Annotated in this window: 14 protein-coding genes; 12 read left to right on the top strand and 2 right to left on the bottom strand. The window is 70.3% G+C overall.

The window, feature by feature from the left end; translation table 11 throughout:
- The first annotated feature begins 27 nt into the window (after positions 1-27).
- The 11 genes from Sri02f_RS37610 to Sri02f_RS41510 all read left to right on the top strand — a co-directional run bounded on the left by Sri02f_RS37610 (position 28) and on the right by Sri02f_RS41510 (position 11,002).
- Entirely contained in the window at positions 28-693 is a 666-nt protein-coding gene (locus tag Sri02f_RS37610) for an SDR family NAD(P)-dependent oxidoreductase (protein WP_109005799.1), read from the top strand.
- A gap of 210 nt (positions 694-903) precedes the next feature.
- A complete protein-coding gene (locus tag Sri02f_RS37600; protein ID WP_109005797.1) occupies positions 904-1,251 on the top strand; it encodes a cyclophilin-like fold protein in 348 nt (115 codons plus the stop codon).
- Positions 1,252-1,431: 180 nt separating this feature from the next.
- Complete coding sequence (locus Sri02f_RS37595; protein ID WP_109005796.1) at positions 1,432-2,688, top strand: MFS transporter; 1,257 nt, start codon at positions 1,432-1,434, stop codon at positions 2,686-2,688.
- Positions 2,689-2,757: 69 nt separating this feature from the next.
- Positions 2,758-3,525: an SDR family oxidoreductase gene (locus Sri02f_RS37590; RefSeq protein WP_109005795.1), complete on the top strand. Its 768-nt coding sequence runs from the start codon at positions 2,758-2,760 to the stop codon at positions 3,523-3,525.
- Between the two features lie 98 nt (positions 3,526-3,623).
- Positions 3,624-4,391, top strand: coding sequence for an SDR family NAD(P)-dependent oxidoreductase (locus Sri02f_RS37585; RefSeq protein ID WP_109005794.1), 768 nt, complete (start codon positions 3,624-3,626; stop codon positions 4,389-4,391).
- 35 nt (positions 4,392-4,426) lie between these two features.
- On the top strand, positions 4,427-4,840 hold the full coding sequence (locus Sri02f_RS37580; RefSeq protein WP_109005793.1) for a (R)-mandelonitrile lyase: 414 nt from the start codon (positions 4,427-4,429) through the stop codon (positions 4,838-4,840).
- 396 nt (positions 4,841-5,236) lie between these two features.
- Entirely contained in the window at positions 5,237-5,887 is a 651-nt protein-coding gene (locus Sri02f_RS37575; protein ID WP_109005792.1) for a (2Fe-2S)-binding protein, read from the top strand.
- A 7-nt stretch (positions 5,888-5,894) separates the two neighbouring features.
- On the top strand, positions 5,895-6,875 hold the full coding sequence (locus tag Sri02f_RS37570) for an FAD binding domain-containing protein (RefSeq protein WP_109005791.1): 981 nt from the start codon (positions 5,895-5,897) through the stop codon (positions 6,873-6,875).
- Positions 6,872-9,067 carry a xanthine dehydrogenase family protein molybdopterin-binding subunit gene (locus Sri02f_RS37565; RefSeq protein ID WP_109005790.1) on the top strand — a complete coding sequence of 732 codons (2,196 nt, stop codon included), beginning with the start codon at positions 6,872-6,874 and terminating at the stop codon, positions 9,065-9,067. The genes Sri02f_RS37570 and Sri02f_RS37565 overlap by 4 nt, the downstream gene beginning before the upstream one ends.
- Positions 9,068-9,229: 162 nt before the next feature.
- Complete coding sequence (locus Sri02f_RS37560) at positions 9,230-10,360, top strand: XdhC family protein (RefSeq protein WP_109005789.1); 1,131 nt, start codon at positions 9,230-9,232, stop codon at positions 10,358-10,360.
- Positions 10,361-10,831: 471 nt separating this feature from the next.
- Entirely contained in the window at positions 10,832-11,002 is a 171-nt protein-coding gene (locus Sri02f_RS41510) for a hypothetical protein (protein WP_159106851.1), read from the top strand.
- 382 nt (positions 11,003-11,384) lie between these two features.
- On the opposite strand, the gene Sri02f_RS37555 is transcribed toward Sri02f_RS41510, so the two are convergent.
- Both Sri02f_RS37555 and Sri02f_RS37550 read right to left on the bottom strand, forming a co-directional pair.
- On the bottom strand, positions 11,385-14,216 hold the full coding sequence (locus Sri02f_RS37555) for an FtsX-like permease family protein (protein WP_245970964.1): 2,832 nt from the start codon (positions 14,214-14,216) through the stop codon (positions 11,385-11,387).
- The gene (locus Sri02f_RS37550; protein ID WP_245970963.1) at positions 14,216-14,920 is read right to left on the bottom strand and encodes an ABC transporter ATP-binding protein; all 705 of its coding nucleotides are present in this window, start codon (positions 14,918-14,920) and stop codon (positions 14,216-14,218) included. Before Sri02f_RS37550 ends, Sri02f_RS37555 begins: the two co-directional genes overlap by 1 nt.
- 94 nt (positions 14,921-15,014) lie before the next feature.
- Here Sri02f_RS37550 and Sri02f_RS37545 point away from each other — a divergent pair, with 94 nt between their 5' ends.
- On the top strand, positions 15,015-15,620 hold the full coding sequence (locus Sri02f_RS37545) for a helix-turn-helix transcriptional regulator (protein ID WP_109005788.1): 606 nt from the start codon (positions 15,015-15,017) through the stop codon (positions 15,618-15,620).
- Positions 15,621-16,016 lie beyond the last annotated feature (396 nt).

Genomic DNA, 16,016 nt, shown 5'->3' with positions numbered 1-16,016 from the left:
CGCCTCACACAAGGAACGACGAACCCCATGACGACCTTCGCTCTCATCGGCGCCGGCCCCGGTCTCGGGCTGGCCACCGCCCGCCGCTTCGGAAGCGCCGGACACGCCGTCGCCCTCATCGCCCGCAACGCCGAGCGTTTGGAGGAGATGACCACCGAGCTGGCCCGTGACGGTGTTCAGGCGCGCGGTTTCCCCGCCGACGTCCTCGACATCGAGTCACTGGACGCGGCCCTGTACGCGGCCGCCAAGGACCTTGGCCCCATCGAGATCCTCCAGTACAGCCCGGTGCCGCGCGCCGACTTCATGAAGCCGGTCCTCGACACCGGCGCCGACGACCTGGACGCGCCGCTCGCCTTCTCCGTCAACGGCCCCGTCGCCGCCGTGAACGCCGTTCTGCCCGGCATGCGCGAACTCGGCCGCGGCACCCTGCTGTTCGTCAACGGCTCCAGCGCCGTACGCCCCAACCCGAACGTCGCCGGCACCTCGATCGCCTTCGCCGCCGAGAGCGCCTACGCCCGCATGCTCCACGACACGCTGGCCGCGGAGAACATCCACGCCGCCCAGCTGATCATCCCCGGAGCCATCCGGCCCGACGCCGAGCACAGCAGCCCCGACGCCCTGGCACAGCGGCTGTACGACATCCACCAGCAGCGGGACGGCTTCCGCCACTACTGCGAGCCCCTGCCCGACTAGGCCACAGGACGACCCGTGAAACCGGCACCCCGTCGCGCTCTCGCGCGTGTGGTCCCGGCCGCCGCCCTGCTGCTGGTCGCGACCGCCTGCACCAACGATTCCTCCTCTTCCTCCTCTTCCTCCTCTTCCTCCTCCTCTCCTTCCGAGCCCGCGTCGCCGCAGGCTTCGACAGCTGCGGCCGCCACCACCTCACCCAGCAGGACAACCGCCATGAACATCCGGCTCACGCTCAACGGCCACCACGTCGCCGCCACCTTGAACGACAGCCCCACCGCCCGCGACTTCGCCGCCCAGCTCCCCCTCACCCTGTCCCTGCGCGACTTCAACCAGGCCGAGAAGATCGCCGACCTGCCGCGAAAGCTGTCCACCTCCGGCGCCCCGGAAGGCGCCGACCCCGAGGTTGGTGACCTGGCGTACTACGCGCCCTGGAACCAGCTCGCCACCTACTACCGCGACGCCCCCTACGCGGCCGGCCTGGTCCCCCTCGGGCACATGGCCGACGGCGGCACCGAGCAGCTCGCCACCGCCGACGAGATCACCATCGAAGCCGCGCCCTGACCCACCCCACCTCTCGCCCGTCACGGAGAGCAGCCGAAAGAAGGGGGAGGAGATCATCCCCTTTTCGCCCGTTCCGTTCCATGGAACCGTCGAAGACCTGGCTGCGCCGTCCGTCCATCCGCCGTGACGACTTCAGCCGCCCCCGATCCGCCGAATTCCACCCAAGGAGTGACCACACGTATGCCTTCCGCGTCCGGGACCACCCCCGGCAAGCTTCCCTTCGTCGTCTGGGTGCTCGCCGCCGGCACGTTCCTGATGGGGACCACCGAGTTCGTCGTCGCCGGACTGCTGCCGGAGCTGGCCGGTGACCTCGGAGTCAGCGTCTCCCACGCCGGCCTGCTGATCACCGCCTTCGCCGTCGGCATGATCATCGGCGCACCCGCCATGGCCATGGCGACCCTGCGCCTGCCTCAGCGCCGGACGCTGGTCCTGGCCCTGTCCGTGTTCTGCCTCGGACATCTGGTCGCCGCCCTCAGCGCGTCCTTCACGATCGTTCTCGTGGCCCGGGTCGTCACGGCCCTTGCCACCGGTGCGTTCTGGTCAGTCGGGTTCGTCGTCGCCACCAGCGCCGCGGGCCCGCACAGCGCCACCCGGGCCACGGGCGTCATGATCGGCGGCCTGACCCTGGCCAACGTCGTCGGCGTGCCGGTCGGCTCCTTCGCCGGACAGTTCACCGGCTGGCGCGGCCCCTTCTGGGCCCTGGCCGTCCTGTCCGGGCTCGCCGCCGTGTTCATCGGGCGCTTCATCCCGGCCCAGCAGGAGCGCGCCGAGGTGTCCATGCGGGCCGAGGTCCGGGCTCTGCGGCACGGCAGGCTGTGGCTGGCGCTGGGCGCCGCGATGCTGATCATGGGCGGTGTGCTGGCGACGTACACCTATGTCACGCCGCTGCTGACCGACCGCGCGGGCATCCCGGCAGACGCCGTACCGCTCGTCCTGATCGCCTTCGGTGTCGGCGCGCTGGGCGGCACCACCACGGGAGGCCGCCTGGGCGACCGACGTCCGACGGTCACCACCATCACGGCCGCCGCGGCCACCGCCCTGGTCCTGCTCCTGATGATCCCGCTGTCCGGCAACCCGGTGACGGCCACCCTGCTCGTCTTCCTCATGGGCCTGACCGGCTTCACGGTCAACCCGGTCGTCACCGCGCTTGCCATGCGCTTCGCCGGCGACGCCCCCACCCTCACCTCGGCGCTGACCACCTCCGCCTTCAACACCGGTATCGCCGCGGGCTCGGCGATTGCCGGTACGGCCCTGGACTCCTCCCTCGGCCTGACCGGGCCGCCCCTGGTCGGCACCGTCATCGCCGCCCTCACACTGCTGCCCCTGATTGCCCTCGCCGTCCATGGCACTTCCCGCAAGGGCCGGATCGTGGCCCGGAGCAGCGCTCCCACGCAGACGCGACACGACGAACCCGCGCAGGTGTCGTCGCAGCACTGACTCAAGCCCGGATCCGCGTCCTGCCGATCCGAACCCGACGATGTACCAGCATGCGAGAGGAATCTGCACATGACTGCGAACACCGCGGACTTCACCGGCAAGGTGGCCTTCGTGACCGGAGCCGGCTCCGGCATCGGCCGAACCACCGCCGTCGCCTTCGCCCGCGCGAGCGCCCGCGTCGCCCTCGCCGACCGGTCCGAGGACGGCCTGCGGGAGACCGCACGGCTCATCGAGGAGGCGGGCGGGCAGGCTCTGGCCCTCACCTGTGACGTCACCAGCGAAGACGACGTGCGGTCCGCGCTGGACGACACCATTCAGGCATTCGGACGCCTGGACGTCGCCTTCAACAACGCCGGCGTCGAGCAGCCAGTCAAGCCGGCGGTGGACATTGCGAAGGACGAGTGGGACCGCGTCATCGGCGTCAGCCTGACCGGGATGTTCCTGTGCATGAAGCACCAGATCCCCCTGCTGCTCCAGCAGGGAGGTGGCGCGATCGTCAACGCCTCGTCGGGCGCCGGCGTCAAGGGTTTCAAGGGACAGGCGGCCTACGCCGCGGCCAAGCACGGCGTCATCGGCCTGACCCGTTCGACCGCCCTCGACTACGCGTCGTCCAACGTCCGGGTCAACGCCGTCTGCCCCGGCATCATCGACACCGAGATGATCCAGCGCTTCGCTGAAAGCACACCCGGAGGACGGGAGGCCCTGATCGCGGATGAGCCCATCGGGCGCCTCGGCACACCGGACGAGATCGCGGCCGCCGTGCTCTGGCTCTGCTCGGACGCCGCCTCCTTCACCACCGGCCACGCCCTGGTCGTCGACGGCGGCCAGACCGTCTGACGGGGGTTCATGGCCAGGCGTCGTGCTGCCGCAGCGCATCCGGGCAGCCCGACGCCACTCGCGCCACCCGTACCTCTGCACTGAACGGAGACCACGACGTGAATCCCACCTACGACTTCACCGGCCAGGTCGCCCTCGTCACCGGGGCAGGCGCCGGCATGGGCCTGGCGACCGCCCGCGCGTTCGCCGAGTCCGGGGCCGCCGTCGCCCTCACCGACGTCGACGAAGCGGCCCTGAACGCGGCCGCGAAGGAACTCGCCGACGCCGGGCACCAAGTCCTCGCCCGCACCTGCGACGTCAGCGACGAGGACCAGGTCGCCGCCGCGGTCGACCGCACCGTCGAGACCTTCGGGCGCCTCGACATGGCCTACAACAACGCCGGCATCCAGATCCCGCCGAGCGACGCGGCCGACGAACCCGCCGAACGCTTCGACCGCGTCAACGGAATCAACCTCCGTGGCATCTGGGCCTGCATGAAGCACGAACTTCGGCACATGCGCGCCCAGAGCAGCGGAGCCATCGTCAACTGCTCCTCCCTCGGCGGCTTGGTCGGCCTCCCCGGCCGAGCCTCGTACCACGCCTCCAAGCACGGCGTGATCGGTCTGACGAGCAGCGCGGCACTCGAATACGCCCCGCGCGGCATCCGCATCAACGCCATCTGCCCCGGCACCATCGACACCCCCATGGTCAGCGACATGATCGCCAAGGGAGAACTCGACCGCGCCGAGGCCGAGGCCAACCAGCCCATCAACCGGCTCGGCACCGCCGAGGAGATCGCCCAGGCGGTCCTGTGGCTGTGCAGCCCCGGAGCCGGCTTCGTCGTCGGCGTCGCCCTTCCTGTGGACGGCGGCTACGTCGCCCGCTAGGGAAACCACCGGCGAAAAGAGAGCGGAGAGACACCATGGAATTCATCAAGCAGCAGCCCAGCAGCAAGGCCCCGGCGGACTGGTTCACCGGCGACGTGTGGTGGGACGTCATCGTGGCCGGCCAGGCCCCGTCTCGGATGCGCGCCAACCTGGTCCGCTTCTCGCCGGGCGCCCGCACGAACTGGCACTCCCATGCCTTGGGCCAGACCCTGCACGTGGTCTCCGGTATCGCCCTGATCGGCACCCGGGACGGCACGGTCTTCGAGGCCCACCCCGGCGAGACCGTAGCCTGCCCGCCGAAGGAGGAACACTGGCACGGCGCCGCCCCCGACCGGTTCATGGAGCACATCGCCCTGTGGGAGGGCACGGGCGACGACACCCCCGAGACCGCTTGGGCCGAGCCGGTCACCGACCAGCAGTACAACGGCCCCCGCACCCGCAACCAGTAACCCCGCCCCTCGATCACTCACCCCGGGCCGACACCGGATGTCACGGTGTCCCGGGGGAGGGGCCGTGTCGGCGACCTGCTCGGAGCAGACGATCAGCCCGTCACACGCGACGACGTGGTGAGCGACGCGGACGCACCCATAAGCGGGGAGGCGACGCGGTTCTGTCCGCCTCGCCCCGCGCGCAAGTACCCCCGATGACGTGGGCCACTCGCTCCTGACGGAGCGTAAAGGGGGAGGAAAGTCTCCCTGCCACGAGGGTTGCCGGTGGTGCAAGACTTCCCGCGAGACCAGCCCCCTGTCGAGGCGAGCGGTCACCGATGCCCGTGGTGGCGACGATCCCGCCTGCTGTCCCTCTGTCGTGCACGACGGATCCGTCCGTGATGCGAAGGCGTACGTATGTCTGCTGAACTCCCGGAATTCGATGTTCCTCCCCCCACCGGAGCCGACGAGTCCTCCCCGGCGCCCAGTCGGCGCACGTTCATCGCCACCGGCACCGCGGTCGGCGGTGCCGTGGTCGCGGGCGGTGTGATCGGCGGGACGATCTTCGCCGACGCGCAGGAGGTGAGCGCTGCCGAGGCGCCGCCCTCCAGTCGCGTCTCCCTGACGGTCAACGGCACCCGCCGGACCGTGACGGTCGACAACCGCACCTCTCTGCTGGACCTGCTCCGTGAGCACCTCGGCCTCACAGGCTCGAAGAAGGGCTGCAACGCCGGGGCCTGCGGGGCGTGCACCGTCCTGGTCGACGGGCAGCGGCACAACGCCTGCCTGACGCTCGCGGTGCGTCTGGAAGGCGCTGAGGTCACGACGATCGAGGGCCTGGCCGAGGGCGATCGACTGCACCCACTGCAGCAGGCGTTCATCGACCAGGACGCCTTCCAGTGCGGCTACTGCACCCCCGGACAGATCGTGTCCGGCGTCGGCTGCATCCAGGAAGGTCATACCGGTTCGCCGGAGGAGATCCGCGAGTGGATGAGCGGCAACATCTGCCGCTGCGGCTGCTACGTCAAAATCGTGCGCGCGGTCGGCCAGACCGCCGGCCGGAAGTGAGGGCGTGATGTATCCCTTTGCCTTCACCAAGGCGTCCGACACCCGTGAGGCGCTCAACGCCGGCCGACGCGGCGGCCGTTACATCGCCGGCGGCACCACGCTCGTCGACCTCATGCGTGAGACCGTCGAACGCCCCGAGACCCTGGTCGACATCACCGGCCTGCCGCTGCGTGAGGTCACCGTCACCGAGCGCGGGGGCCTGCGTATCGGCGCTCTGGTGACCATGTCCGAGGCCGCCGCCCACCCCAAGGTGCGCACCCTGTACCCCGTCGTCTCCGAGGCGCTGGAGCTGAGCGCGTCGGCCCAGCTGCGCAACATGGCGACCATCGGCGGCAACATCATGCAGCGCACCCGCTGCACGTACTTCCGGGACGTGACCGCCGCCTGCAACAAGCGTGAGCCCGGCTCGGGCTGCGCCGCACTGCACGGCTTCAACCGCACCCATGCGATCCTCGGGACCTCCGACGCCTGCGTGGCCACGCACCCGTCCGACGCGGCCGTGGCCTTCGCCGCCCTGGAGGCCCGAGTGCACCTGCTGGGCCCGGACGGAGCACGCCAAGTCCCCTTCGTCGACTTCCATCTGCGGCCCGGCAGCACACCACAGCGCGAACAAGCCCTGCGTAAAGGTGAGTTGATTACGGCGGTCGAGATCCCCGCACTTCCGCGCCCGCTCAGGTCCGGCTACCTCAAGGTGCGTGACCGGCAGTCCTACGAGTTCGCCCTGACGTCGGCGGCCGTCGCGCTGCACATACGCGGTGGGGTGATACGCGAGGCCAAGGTCGCCGCCGGGGGAGTGGGCACCGTGCCCTGGAAACTGCCCGCCGTCGAGCAGCACCTCCTCGGTGAACGCCCCTCGGGGGCCCTCTGGTCGGCCGCTGCCGCCAAGGCGGCGGACGGCGCCCGTCCCCTTCAGCACAACCGGTTCAAGGTCGAACTGCTCAAGCGCACCGTCGAACGCCAGCTGCGCGTCGTAGGAGGTACCAAGTGAGCCCCCAGCCGCAGGCAGCCGTGGGTGCGCCGCTGTCCCGGGTGGACGGTCGGCTCAAGGTCACCGGACAGGCGCTGTACGCCGCCGAGCACGATGTCGACGGGGCCGTTCACGCCGTCATCGTCGACGCGGCCATCGGCCTCGGCCGCATCATGTCGATCAACAGCGGCGCCGCCGAAGCCCTTCCGGGCGTACTGAAGGTGATTCATCACCACAACGCGCCGAAGCTGCCGTACCGCGACAACTCCGGCTCCAACAACCCGCCCGGGCGCAGGCTGCGGGTCTTCCAGGACGACCAGGTGCTCTTCCACGGCCAGCCGGTCGCCGTCGTGGTCGCCACCACGCTGGAGGCCGCCCAGCACGGCGCGAGCCTCGTCAAGGTCGGCTACGACGCCGAACAATCCTCGACCGACCTGACCGAGGCCGAACCGGACGAGCCGACCAACTACGCGCGAGGCGACGCCGAAGCGGCCCTGCGCTCGGCGGCCGTACGGCTGGACCTGACATACCGCACGGCCCGCAACCACCACAACCCGATGGAGCCGCACGCCACCATCGCCCGCTGGAACGGCGACAGGCTCACCGTGTGGGACAAGACCCAGTGGGTGGTGGGCACGCAGACCGAACTCGCCGCGGTGTTGGGCCTGGACATCGACGCGGTGCGCGTCATCTCGCCGTTCGTCGGCGGCGGTTTCGGCTCAGCGCTGCGCTGCTGGCCGCACGTGGTTGTCGCCGCGCTGGCCGCCCGCGAGACGAAGCGTCCGGTCAAGCTGGTCCTGAGCCGGAAGCAGATGTACCTCGGGACCGGGTTCCGGCCCTCGTACGAGTACCGCCTGCGCCTGGGCAGTGACCGGCGGGGCCGGCTGTCCGCCGCGGCGCACGAGCTGGACGCGGAGACGTCGTCGTACGAGACGTTCACCGAGTCCATCCTGGCGGCCGGGCAGATGCTCTACAGCATGCCCAACGTCAGCCAGGCGTACCGGACGGTGCCGCTGGATGTGCCCACGCCGCTGTACATGCGCGGCCCCGGTTTTCAGACGGCCTCCTTCGTCATCGAGTCGGCCATGGACGAGCTCGCCCACAAGGTCGGCGTCGATCCGATCGAGTTGCGTCGGCGCAACGAGCCGAACGAGGACGAGTCGAGTGGGTTGCCGTTCTCCACCCGCCGGCTGCGGGAGTGCTACACCGTCGGTGCCCGGGAGTTCGGCTGGCACCGCCGCAACCCCAGGCCACGCTCGACGCGTGAGGGGGACTGGCTGATCGGCAGGGGCATGGCCGCCGGCGTCTACGACACCGCGCGCATGCCCGCCCAGGCGCGAGCCCGCTTGGACGCCGACGGCACCGCCGTGGTGGATGCCGCCGCGACTGACATGGGACCGGGCACGTACACCTCCCAGACCCAGGTCGCCGCCGACGCCCTCGGGCTGACCGTGCGCACGGTCACCTTCCGGCTTGGGGACTCCCTCTACCCGCCGACCCCACCGCACGGCGGCTCGATGACCATGGCCAGCGTCGGCTCCGCCACCCTCGACGCCTGCAACAAGGTCCGCCGCCAGGCGATCCAACTGGCCGTCGAGGACCGCGAATCACCGCTGTACGGCGTACCGACCGCCGACATCGTCGTACGGGGCGGGCGGCTGCACGTGAAGAACAATCCAGCCCTCGGTGAGACGTACCAGCGGCTGTTGGCCCGGAACGACCGCACCCACCTGGAAGCGGACGGCTCCTTCGCGCCGCCCTCGGGCCCGGAGCGGCACTCCTTCTACGGCTACAACGCCACCTTCGCCGAGGTGGCCGTCGACGCGGCCCTGGGCCTGGTGCGGGTGCGGCGCGTGCTCGGCGTGTACGACGCGGGCCGCATCATCAGCCCCAAGCTCGCCGACAGCCAGGCGCTCGGCGGCATGGTGGGCGGTATCGGCACGGCCCTGCTGGAGCACACGGTCACCGACCACCGCGACGGACGCATCGTCAACGCCAACCTCGCCGACTACCTTGTGCCCGTCAACGCCGACATCCCCGACCTCAAGGCGATCTACCTGGACGGCGAGGACCGTGAGGCCGACCCGCTCGGCGTCAAGGGCCTCGGAGAGCTCGTGATGATCGGGGTGGCGCCCGCCATCGCCAACGCGGTCTTCAACGCCACCGGCCGCCGCATCCGTGAACTGCCCATCACCGCAGAGGCGTTGCTCTGATCCGCTGACCTCAGTCCGGCGGGGTGCACACCGCTCGTCCGGCAGACCGCCCCGTCCTGCCCGGAGGCTGCCGGACCTCCCAGGGCCGCCGCGTGACGTTTCCCCGCGTCGTGGCGGCGGCCCGCTGGCCTTCCCGTCCTTGCCCTGCCGTGGAGAACTGCCATGCTGAACATCGCGGACACACTGCACCGCTGGTGCCGCGAGGCACGCCCCTTCGCCCTGGCCACCGTCGTCGGCGTGCGCGGCAGCGCCCCTCTGCCGGTCGGCACGTCGGTCGCGGTAGACGAAGACGGCAACGCCGTCGGCAGCATCTCCGGCGGCTGCGTCGAGGGAGCGGTCTACGAACTGTGTCGGCAGATGCTCCGTGACCGGCGCACTCCGCAGCGGGCCAGGTTCGGCTACTCCGACGACGACGCCTTCGCCGTCGGTCTGACCTGCGGCGGCGAGCTCGACGTCTTCGTCCAGCGCATCGATCCCGCAGCCCAGCCGCACGTGTCCACGGCCCTCTCCGAGATCGCTCAAGGGCGACCGGTCGCCGTGGCACAGGTCGTGGACGGCCCGGAGCGCCTCCTCGGCTCCACGCTGAGCGTGCTCGGCGGCGGCCATGCCGCCTACGGGCGCGTCGACGGCGGTCCGGCGGACCGGGCTGTGGCCGACCGGGCCAGGGCCCTGCTGCGTGCGGGCCGCACCGTCCGCATCGACACCGGCGGGCAGGCAGACGAATGTCCCGAACGGCTGTCCGTCCTCGTCCACGTCCATGCGTCCCGGCCGCGCCTGCTGGTCTTCGGGGCCGTCGACTTCGCCGCGGCCCTCAGCCAGGCCGGCCGCTTCCTGGGCTACCACGTCACCGTCTGCGACGCCCGCCCCGTCTTCGCCACTCCCGCCCGCTTCCCGCACGCGGACGAAGTGGTGGTCGAATGGCCCCACCGCTACCTGGAACGCGCCGGCGTGGACGAGCGTACCGCCGTCTGTGTCCTCACCCACGACGCCAAGTTCGACATCCCGCTGCTTCGCCTGGCCCTCGACCTGCCCGTCGCCTACGTCGGGGCCATGGGCTCGCGGCGCACCCACGACGAGCGCATGCGCCGTCTGCGGGAGCAGGGCGTCACGGAGAACCAGTTGGCCCGGCTGCGTTCCCCCATCGGCCTCGATCTTGGAGCCTCCACACCCGAGGAGACGGCCGTCTCCATCACCGCGGAGATCATCGCCCAGGCCAACCACGGCACGGGCCGGCCACTGACCCAGAGCACCGGCCCGATCCACCGGCCGTCGGAGATGCCGAGTTACCGGTAGACCGGCCTCACGAACCGACAAGGGTTCATTGTCCCCATTGTCCCTCTGTGAGCAGCCGTCGGCCTGGAAGAAACGAGGCCCTGGCGTTCTCGATGGAGTGCAGAGGTACGGCCTCATCGGGTGCACCGGTCGGTCAGCCCGAAAGCCCACAGGTTGGCCTGCCGTGCCGACGGGCCGTGCCGGGGCAGCTGATCGTGGCCGCCCGTTCCGTCCCGGAGAGAAGGGACGTGCTGCACGCCGTGACGCTCGTTTGACGCTCTGGCCTCCCGCAGGCGGCACAGCGAGCCGAGAAATGGCCTCTGACCTGGCATTTTCCGAGACCCGTTCAAGCCGACGTCTTTCCGATGACCTCGCATGTGGAATGCGTGGCGATTTTGGAACCGGCTCGAAAGGCGCTCTGACGCGTAAATAGGTGCAGGTCAGGGTGGCGTTGGGCAGGTCTGGGTGCCCGGTGGCCATGGCGGTCGCCGGGTGTCCGAGGTGCAGGTGTCAGGCTGCGTCCTCGATCGGGTTCGCGCACCGAAGGTGCGCTGGGTCGCTGACCTGCGGTTTTCTTGGTTTCCTCAGGCGTGGACGGTGCTGCTCGACCTGTTTTCCGAAGTGCGGGAGGTGGAGCACGCCGCATTCGGCGAATGCCTCTGACCTGCGGTTCCGATCATCGGTGGTACAGGGGCGCCAGGTGGGCTTCGGCGGCCAGCTTCAGGCCGGGCAGTTTCGTGGCCAGGGTGGTAAGGGCAGTGACCATCTCCATGCGGGCCAGTTGGGCCCCGAGGCATGAGTGGATGCCTGCGCAAGGCGATGTGGTGTGCTGTGCCGCCGCGGTGGGGGTCGAAGGTGTCGGCCTGAAGGCGGCCTCGTCGCGGTTCATGGAAGCCAGCAGAAAACGGACGGGGGTGTTTGGAGGGCTGTCGCTGACAGGGGAGGGCACGACCGCGGACGTCCGTCGACAGCGGAGGGCCCCGGCCCGTGAACACGGCTGGGGCCCTCCGCTGAGCGAAGCCGCCGACGGTGGCGACGGCTCGGCTCAGTCGGCGGCGAGCAGGTGGGCGGGGGCGATCCGGGACAGCCCCCGGATCGGCACCGTCAGAGCCGCCACCACCAGGGCGGTCGCCGCGAGCGTGGCCAGCAGCGCGGCGCCGGCGACCGGGAACAGGTGACCGTGCAGCACGCCCCGGCCGAGGGTCAGCACCCCGGCCAGACCGGCCACCGCACCGGACAGGCCGCCCAGCAGAGCCAGTCCGATTCCCTCGTAGAGGGTCAGCTTCGCCAGCTCGCGGTTGGTCCAGCCGGTCGCCCGCAGCACCGCGAGATCGGCGGCGCGTTCGCGCTGCGAGATGACCAGGACGTCGATGGCGCCGGCGGCGCCCAGCAGCAGGGAGAGGGCGACGCTGAGGTAGTCGGCCTCGCGCGCCTGGGCCACCACGGCACTGCCGAGCAGCGACCCGGCCACCTCGCCCCGGAAGGCCAGCGTCAGGGCGAGCAGCACAGTGAAGGCGGCCACTCCCAGCGCCAGCCCTGCCGCACCCAGCAGGGTGCGGCCCCGCACCCGCAGCAGGTTGAGCATGGCCAGTCCGGCCACCGAACGCACCGGGTGCGCGCGGCGGGCCGCCGTCACCGGGGGCCGGACGGCCTCCATCGGTCCCAGCCGGGTGGCGAGCCAGGCGGGGATCAGGCCCGCCGCCGTGGCCAGGAGGAGCGCCACCGGAAGCACGAGGAGTGACTTGGCGCCGGCTTCGGGCTGGCCCAGCACCCGGCCCAGCACGTACGCGAGCACCGTGCCCACGGCTCCGGCGGCGAGGCCGATCAGCGCCAGTTCGGCGAGGACCAGGCGGAGCACTTCGCCACCGCTCCAGCCGAGGCAGCGCAGCGTGCCGATCTCGGTGCGACGTGAGCGCACCGAGGCCAGCGCCGCCTGGCCGAGGAAGAGCCCGCACACGACGAGGACCAGCACGAAGAGCACCGCGCTCTTGGTGTCCACCGCCCGGAGAATGCGCAGTGCCACGCCCTTGGCGACCCAGCGCTCCGTCACCTGCGCCGAGTCGCCCAGTGCCACCGTCTGCGGTGCGGGCGAGCTGCCGACGGTGACGTCGACCTGGAGCCGGGGGTAGGCGGCCCGGATCGCCCCGGCCACGGCGTTCACCCGCGCCCGGGAGGCGGTGTCGACGCCGGTCACTCCGGCCACCCGGATCCTGATCGCGCTGACCGGCGCCTTGTCCTGGAGACTCGGGACCCGACGGCTCTTGGTGAGCGCGGTGATGGAGTCCATCGTCGTCAGCATGGTGGGCGGCGGGCTGACGTAGCCGCCCAGGTTGCGGTCGGGCTGTAGTGGCTTGCCGTGGAGTTTCGCTCGGGTCGCGCTGTCCGCGCCGGTGACCTGTGGCGTCTGGTAGGTCTCCAACGGGGCGTCGGACAGGGGTGAGAAGCCGGGCAGTTTGCCGGTGTCGTAGCGGCCGACCAGGTGGATGAAGGGATTGGGCAGGCGTCCGGAGTCCACGCCGTCGCAAGTACCCAGTCCGATGCAGCTCGTGGCGGCGTGACTGGTCACCTTCCGGTACTGGGTGCCCCGGTGGTTCTCTTCGGGGACGTTGGGGAACGGCTGCTGGTTCGAGTTGGTGATCCACAGGCTGGGCTTCTGCGGCGGCTGCGGCTGCGCGGCGAGGTCGCCGTCGGAGGTCCGGCGGTAGGTGACCGGGCCGACCGTCCAGTAGCTGCCGGTGTCGAACGAGTTCTCGGTCAGCGCCTTCCGGTAGCCCTTGCTCAGGTCGACTCGGGTTCTACCCACCGTTGTGCCGTGCAGGTTTCGGACGAAGCCGGCGGCTGTCGGGTTGCCCAGTTTCGAGGGCAGCTCGGCCGGGTCGCCGACGTCGAGCCGCTCGACGGTGGCGTCGAGCGTGCCGGTGGTCAGCGGGTTGTCGCTGAGCAGCGCCGGGATGTAGGAGTCGTGCTGTCCGTGGACGCTCTTGGCGCCCGACACCCTCCACGGCTTGTCTTGCTCGGTGAGCATCCGACCCGAGGCGATGGTGTCGCCCAGGGCCACCAGCCGGTCCTCGGCCACCGGGTCGATGGCGGCCAGCAGCACGGGGTAACTGACCGGAACGTCGATCGTGGCCTTGTCCTGGCCGGACTGGCAGTTCATCCGCGAACTCAGCTCCGGGTCGAACGGCGACCTGTCCCTGAGGTCCTCGGCGATGATGTTCGGCTTCAACGGCAGATCCAGGTTGAACTCGGTCTGCTCGGTCTTGTCCCAGTTGAAGTAGAAGCAGACGTCGTACTTCCCCTTGATCCGGTACCGCTGGGTGCTCTTGTCGGCCGCACCCGTCTCCAGGGTGTCGGACTCGAAGAGGCCGTCCGACTCCGATGCCGACGTCAGGGGGGAGCGGGTGAGGTAGACGTACTCGTCCGAGGTGCGGTAGCTGCCCAGTCCGGAGGTGAGCGTAGGGCTGATGCGCAGGATCTGCCGGGAGGCCTTCCCGTCCAGGAAACGGGACACGTCCACCGTGACGGTGCTCGCCACCATGAGATGGCCGATGTTGGCGACCGGTGCGGCCACGTCGATCCCGGCCATGCCGCGGATGCGCCGGTACTGGTCGATGGTGATGCCGCCGAACGTGCCGGACAGGAAGTTCGGCGTGACCAGACCGCTCCGCCGCTCCACGTCCGTCTGCGAGTCGGGCGGGCGTACCAGGACGTCGTACGCGGAGCGCGCGTTCTTGCGTACCGTGCCCACGGTGGTCGCCTGGCTCGTACTCACCGTCGCGGTCAGCAGGGTGAAACTGGTCGCCGCCACCAGGATTCCGGCGGCCAGGGCCAGCGCGCGCCCGCGCCGCCGCCGTAGCTGGTCGAGAATCATCGCCATCACGGGCGCAGGCCCCCCAGCCGGTGCAGCACGTCGCCGGAAGGTGTGATCCGCTGGTCCGAGGTGATCCTGCCGTCCTGCAGCCGCACCACCCGGTCGCCGCCCGCGGCGACCTCAGCGTCGTGCGTGGCGATCAGCATCGTCATCCCGTAGCGCTCGCGCAGCGACATCAGCAGGTCGATGATCTCCCGCCCGATGACGCTGTCCAGGTTGCCCGTGGGCTCGTCGGCCAGTAACAGTCCCGGCCGGTTGACCAACGCCCGTGCGACGGCGACGCGTTGTTGCTGGCCGCCCGACAACTGCGAGGGCAGGGCGTCGGCCCGCTGGTCCAGGCCCACAGCTTCGAGCAGCTCCATGCCGCGCGCACGCCGGTCGAAGTCCACTCTGCGCGGCAGGACGGGGGCGAGCACATTGTCCAGCGCGGTCAGCGCGGGCAGCAGGTGGAAGCGCTGGAAGACGAAGCCGACACGCCGCCGGTGCCGGTCCAGGTCTCGGGGTATCAGTCGTGTGCCGTCGATCTCGACGTGCCCCTCGTCGGGCTGGTCCATGCCGCCCGTCACATGCAGGACGGTGGATTTGCCGGCGCCGGACGGCCCGGTCAGCATCACCACCTCGCCGGCCGCGACCTCCAGGTCGATCTCGTCCAGAGCGGTCAGGCCGGGATACCGGCGGCTCACGCCGCGCAACGTCACGCTCACAGCCATGTATACAGCCTCGCCCTCGTACATCTCGCACACATCGCCGCCCCTGCATTGCGACAATTCAGGGGTATGTTGTCACAATGTAGAAGGGACGTGTATGCCGCTCCACCACGCCGTGCTCGCGCTGCTGACCCGGCGACCGAATCACGGATACGAACTCAAGGCACGGTTCGAGGAGGCCGTCGGCCCGCAGTGGGGCGGCCTGAACATCGGTCACCTCTACCAGATCCTCGAACGGCTGGTCCGTGACGGCTATGTCTCGCGCTCGCAGGTCACGCAGACCGACCGGCCCGACAAGAACCTCTACACACTCACAGAAGCGGGCGAGGCCGAGCTGCGCTCGTGGGCGACCACCGCCTGGGTGCGCGTCGGCGGCTTCCGCGACGAGCTGTTCCTGAAGCTCCTCGGCGCTGTCGCGCTGGGTCCGCAGGCCCTGGCCACACTGATCGAGTCGCAGCGGCAGACGTACCTGTCCGAGCTCGCGGGCCTGGCGCAGCAGCGCCGCGCCCATGCCGACGAGCCGCTGGTCGCCGTCCTGATCGACGCCGCCATCGCGCACACCAAGGCCGACCTCGGGCTGCTGGACAGCGCCGCACAGCATCTGGGCCCGCTCGCCACGGCACAGAGCGCGCAGGCGCCGGAGCGCTCACCCTCACGGGTACGGGGCGACGCCGACGAGGCTCCGAGGGGCAGGGCGGGATGAGAGGGGGCCCTACGCGCGGGGATGGATTGTCGACCGTGACGCTCGTTTGACGCTCTGGTCTCCCGCAGGCGGGACAGCGAGCCGAGAAATGGCTATGACCTGGCCTTTTCCGAGATTCGCTGAAGCCGACATCTTTCCGATGACGCATCACGTGGAGTGCGTGGCGATTGTGGAGCCAACCCGATAGGGCTTCTGGCCTGGGGTTTCTGGGTCTGCTCCGTTCGTTCGACGTGTTTCCGCCTGCGCACGACGTGGAGCGAGTCGCTTTCTGAGCCTACGGTCCTGACCTGCGGCTTCACTCCGCGGTGAGGAGGGCCGCGCCCGTGTGCCAGGGTGCCTGAAGGGGCGGCGTGGAGCACTCTTGACGCTCCGGCGACGCGCGTCTTGTTGGAGTGT

The sequence above is a fragment of the Streptomyces rishiriensis genome (assembly GCF_003112535.1).
GTDB classification, from domain to species: Bacteria; Actinomycetota; Actinomycetes; order Streptomycetales; family Streptomycetaceae; genus Streptomyces; species Streptomyces rishiriensis.
The sequence above is the reverse complement of the archived record's forward strand: the minus strand, read 5'-3'. Positions and strand labels throughout refer to the sequence as shown.

What these genes read in the sequence shown, in the direction of transcription:
- Sri02f_RS37610 (WP_109005799.1), top strand. Translation starts at nt 28, where the DNA reads ATGACGACCTTCGCTCTCATCGGCGCCGGCCCCGGTCTCGGGCTGGCC.
- Sri02f_RS37600 (WP_109005797.1), top strand. Translation starts at nt 904, where the DNA reads ATGAACATCCGGCTCACGCTCAACGGCCACCACGTCGCCGCCACCTTG.
- Sri02f_RS37595 (WP_109005796.1), top strand. Translation starts at nt 1,432, where the DNA reads ATGCCTTCCGCGTCCGGGACCACCCCCGGCAAGCTTCCCTTCGTCGTC.
- Sri02f_RS37590 (WP_109005795.1), top strand. Translation starts at nt 2,758, where the DNA reads ATGACTGCGAACACCGCGGACTTCACCGGCAAGGTGGCCTTCGTGACC.
- Sri02f_RS37580 (WP_109005793.1), top strand. Translation starts at nt 4,427, where the DNA reads ATGGAATTCATCAAGCAGCAGCCCAGCAGCAAGGCCCCGGCGGACTGG.
- Sri02f_RS37575 (WP_109005792.1), top strand. Translation starts at nt 5,237, where the DNA reads ATGTCTGCTGAACTCCCGGAATTCGATGTTCCTCCCCCCACCGGAGCC.
- Sri02f_RS37570 (WP_109005791.1), top strand. Translation starts at nt 5,895, where the DNA reads ATGTATCCCTTTGCCTTCACCAAGGCGTCCGACACCCGTGAGGCGCTC.
- Sri02f_RS37560 (WP_109005789.1), top strand. Translation starts at nt 9,230, where the DNA reads ATGCTGAACATCGCGGACACACTGCACCGCTGGTGCCGCGAGGCACGC.
- Sri02f_RS37555 (WP_245970964.1), bottom strand. Translation starts at nt 14,216, where the DNA reads ATGGCGATGATTCTCGACCAGCTACGGCGGCGGCGCGGGCGCGCGCTG.
- Sri02f_RS37550 (WP_245970963.1), bottom strand. Translation starts at nt 14,920, where the DNA reads ATGGCTGTGAGCGTGACGTTGCGCGGCGTGAGCCGCCGGTATCCCGGC.
- Sri02f_RS37545 (WP_109005788.1), top strand. Translation starts at nt 15,015, where the DNA reads ATGCCGCTCCACCACGCCGTGCTCGCGCTGCTGACCCGGCGACCGAAT.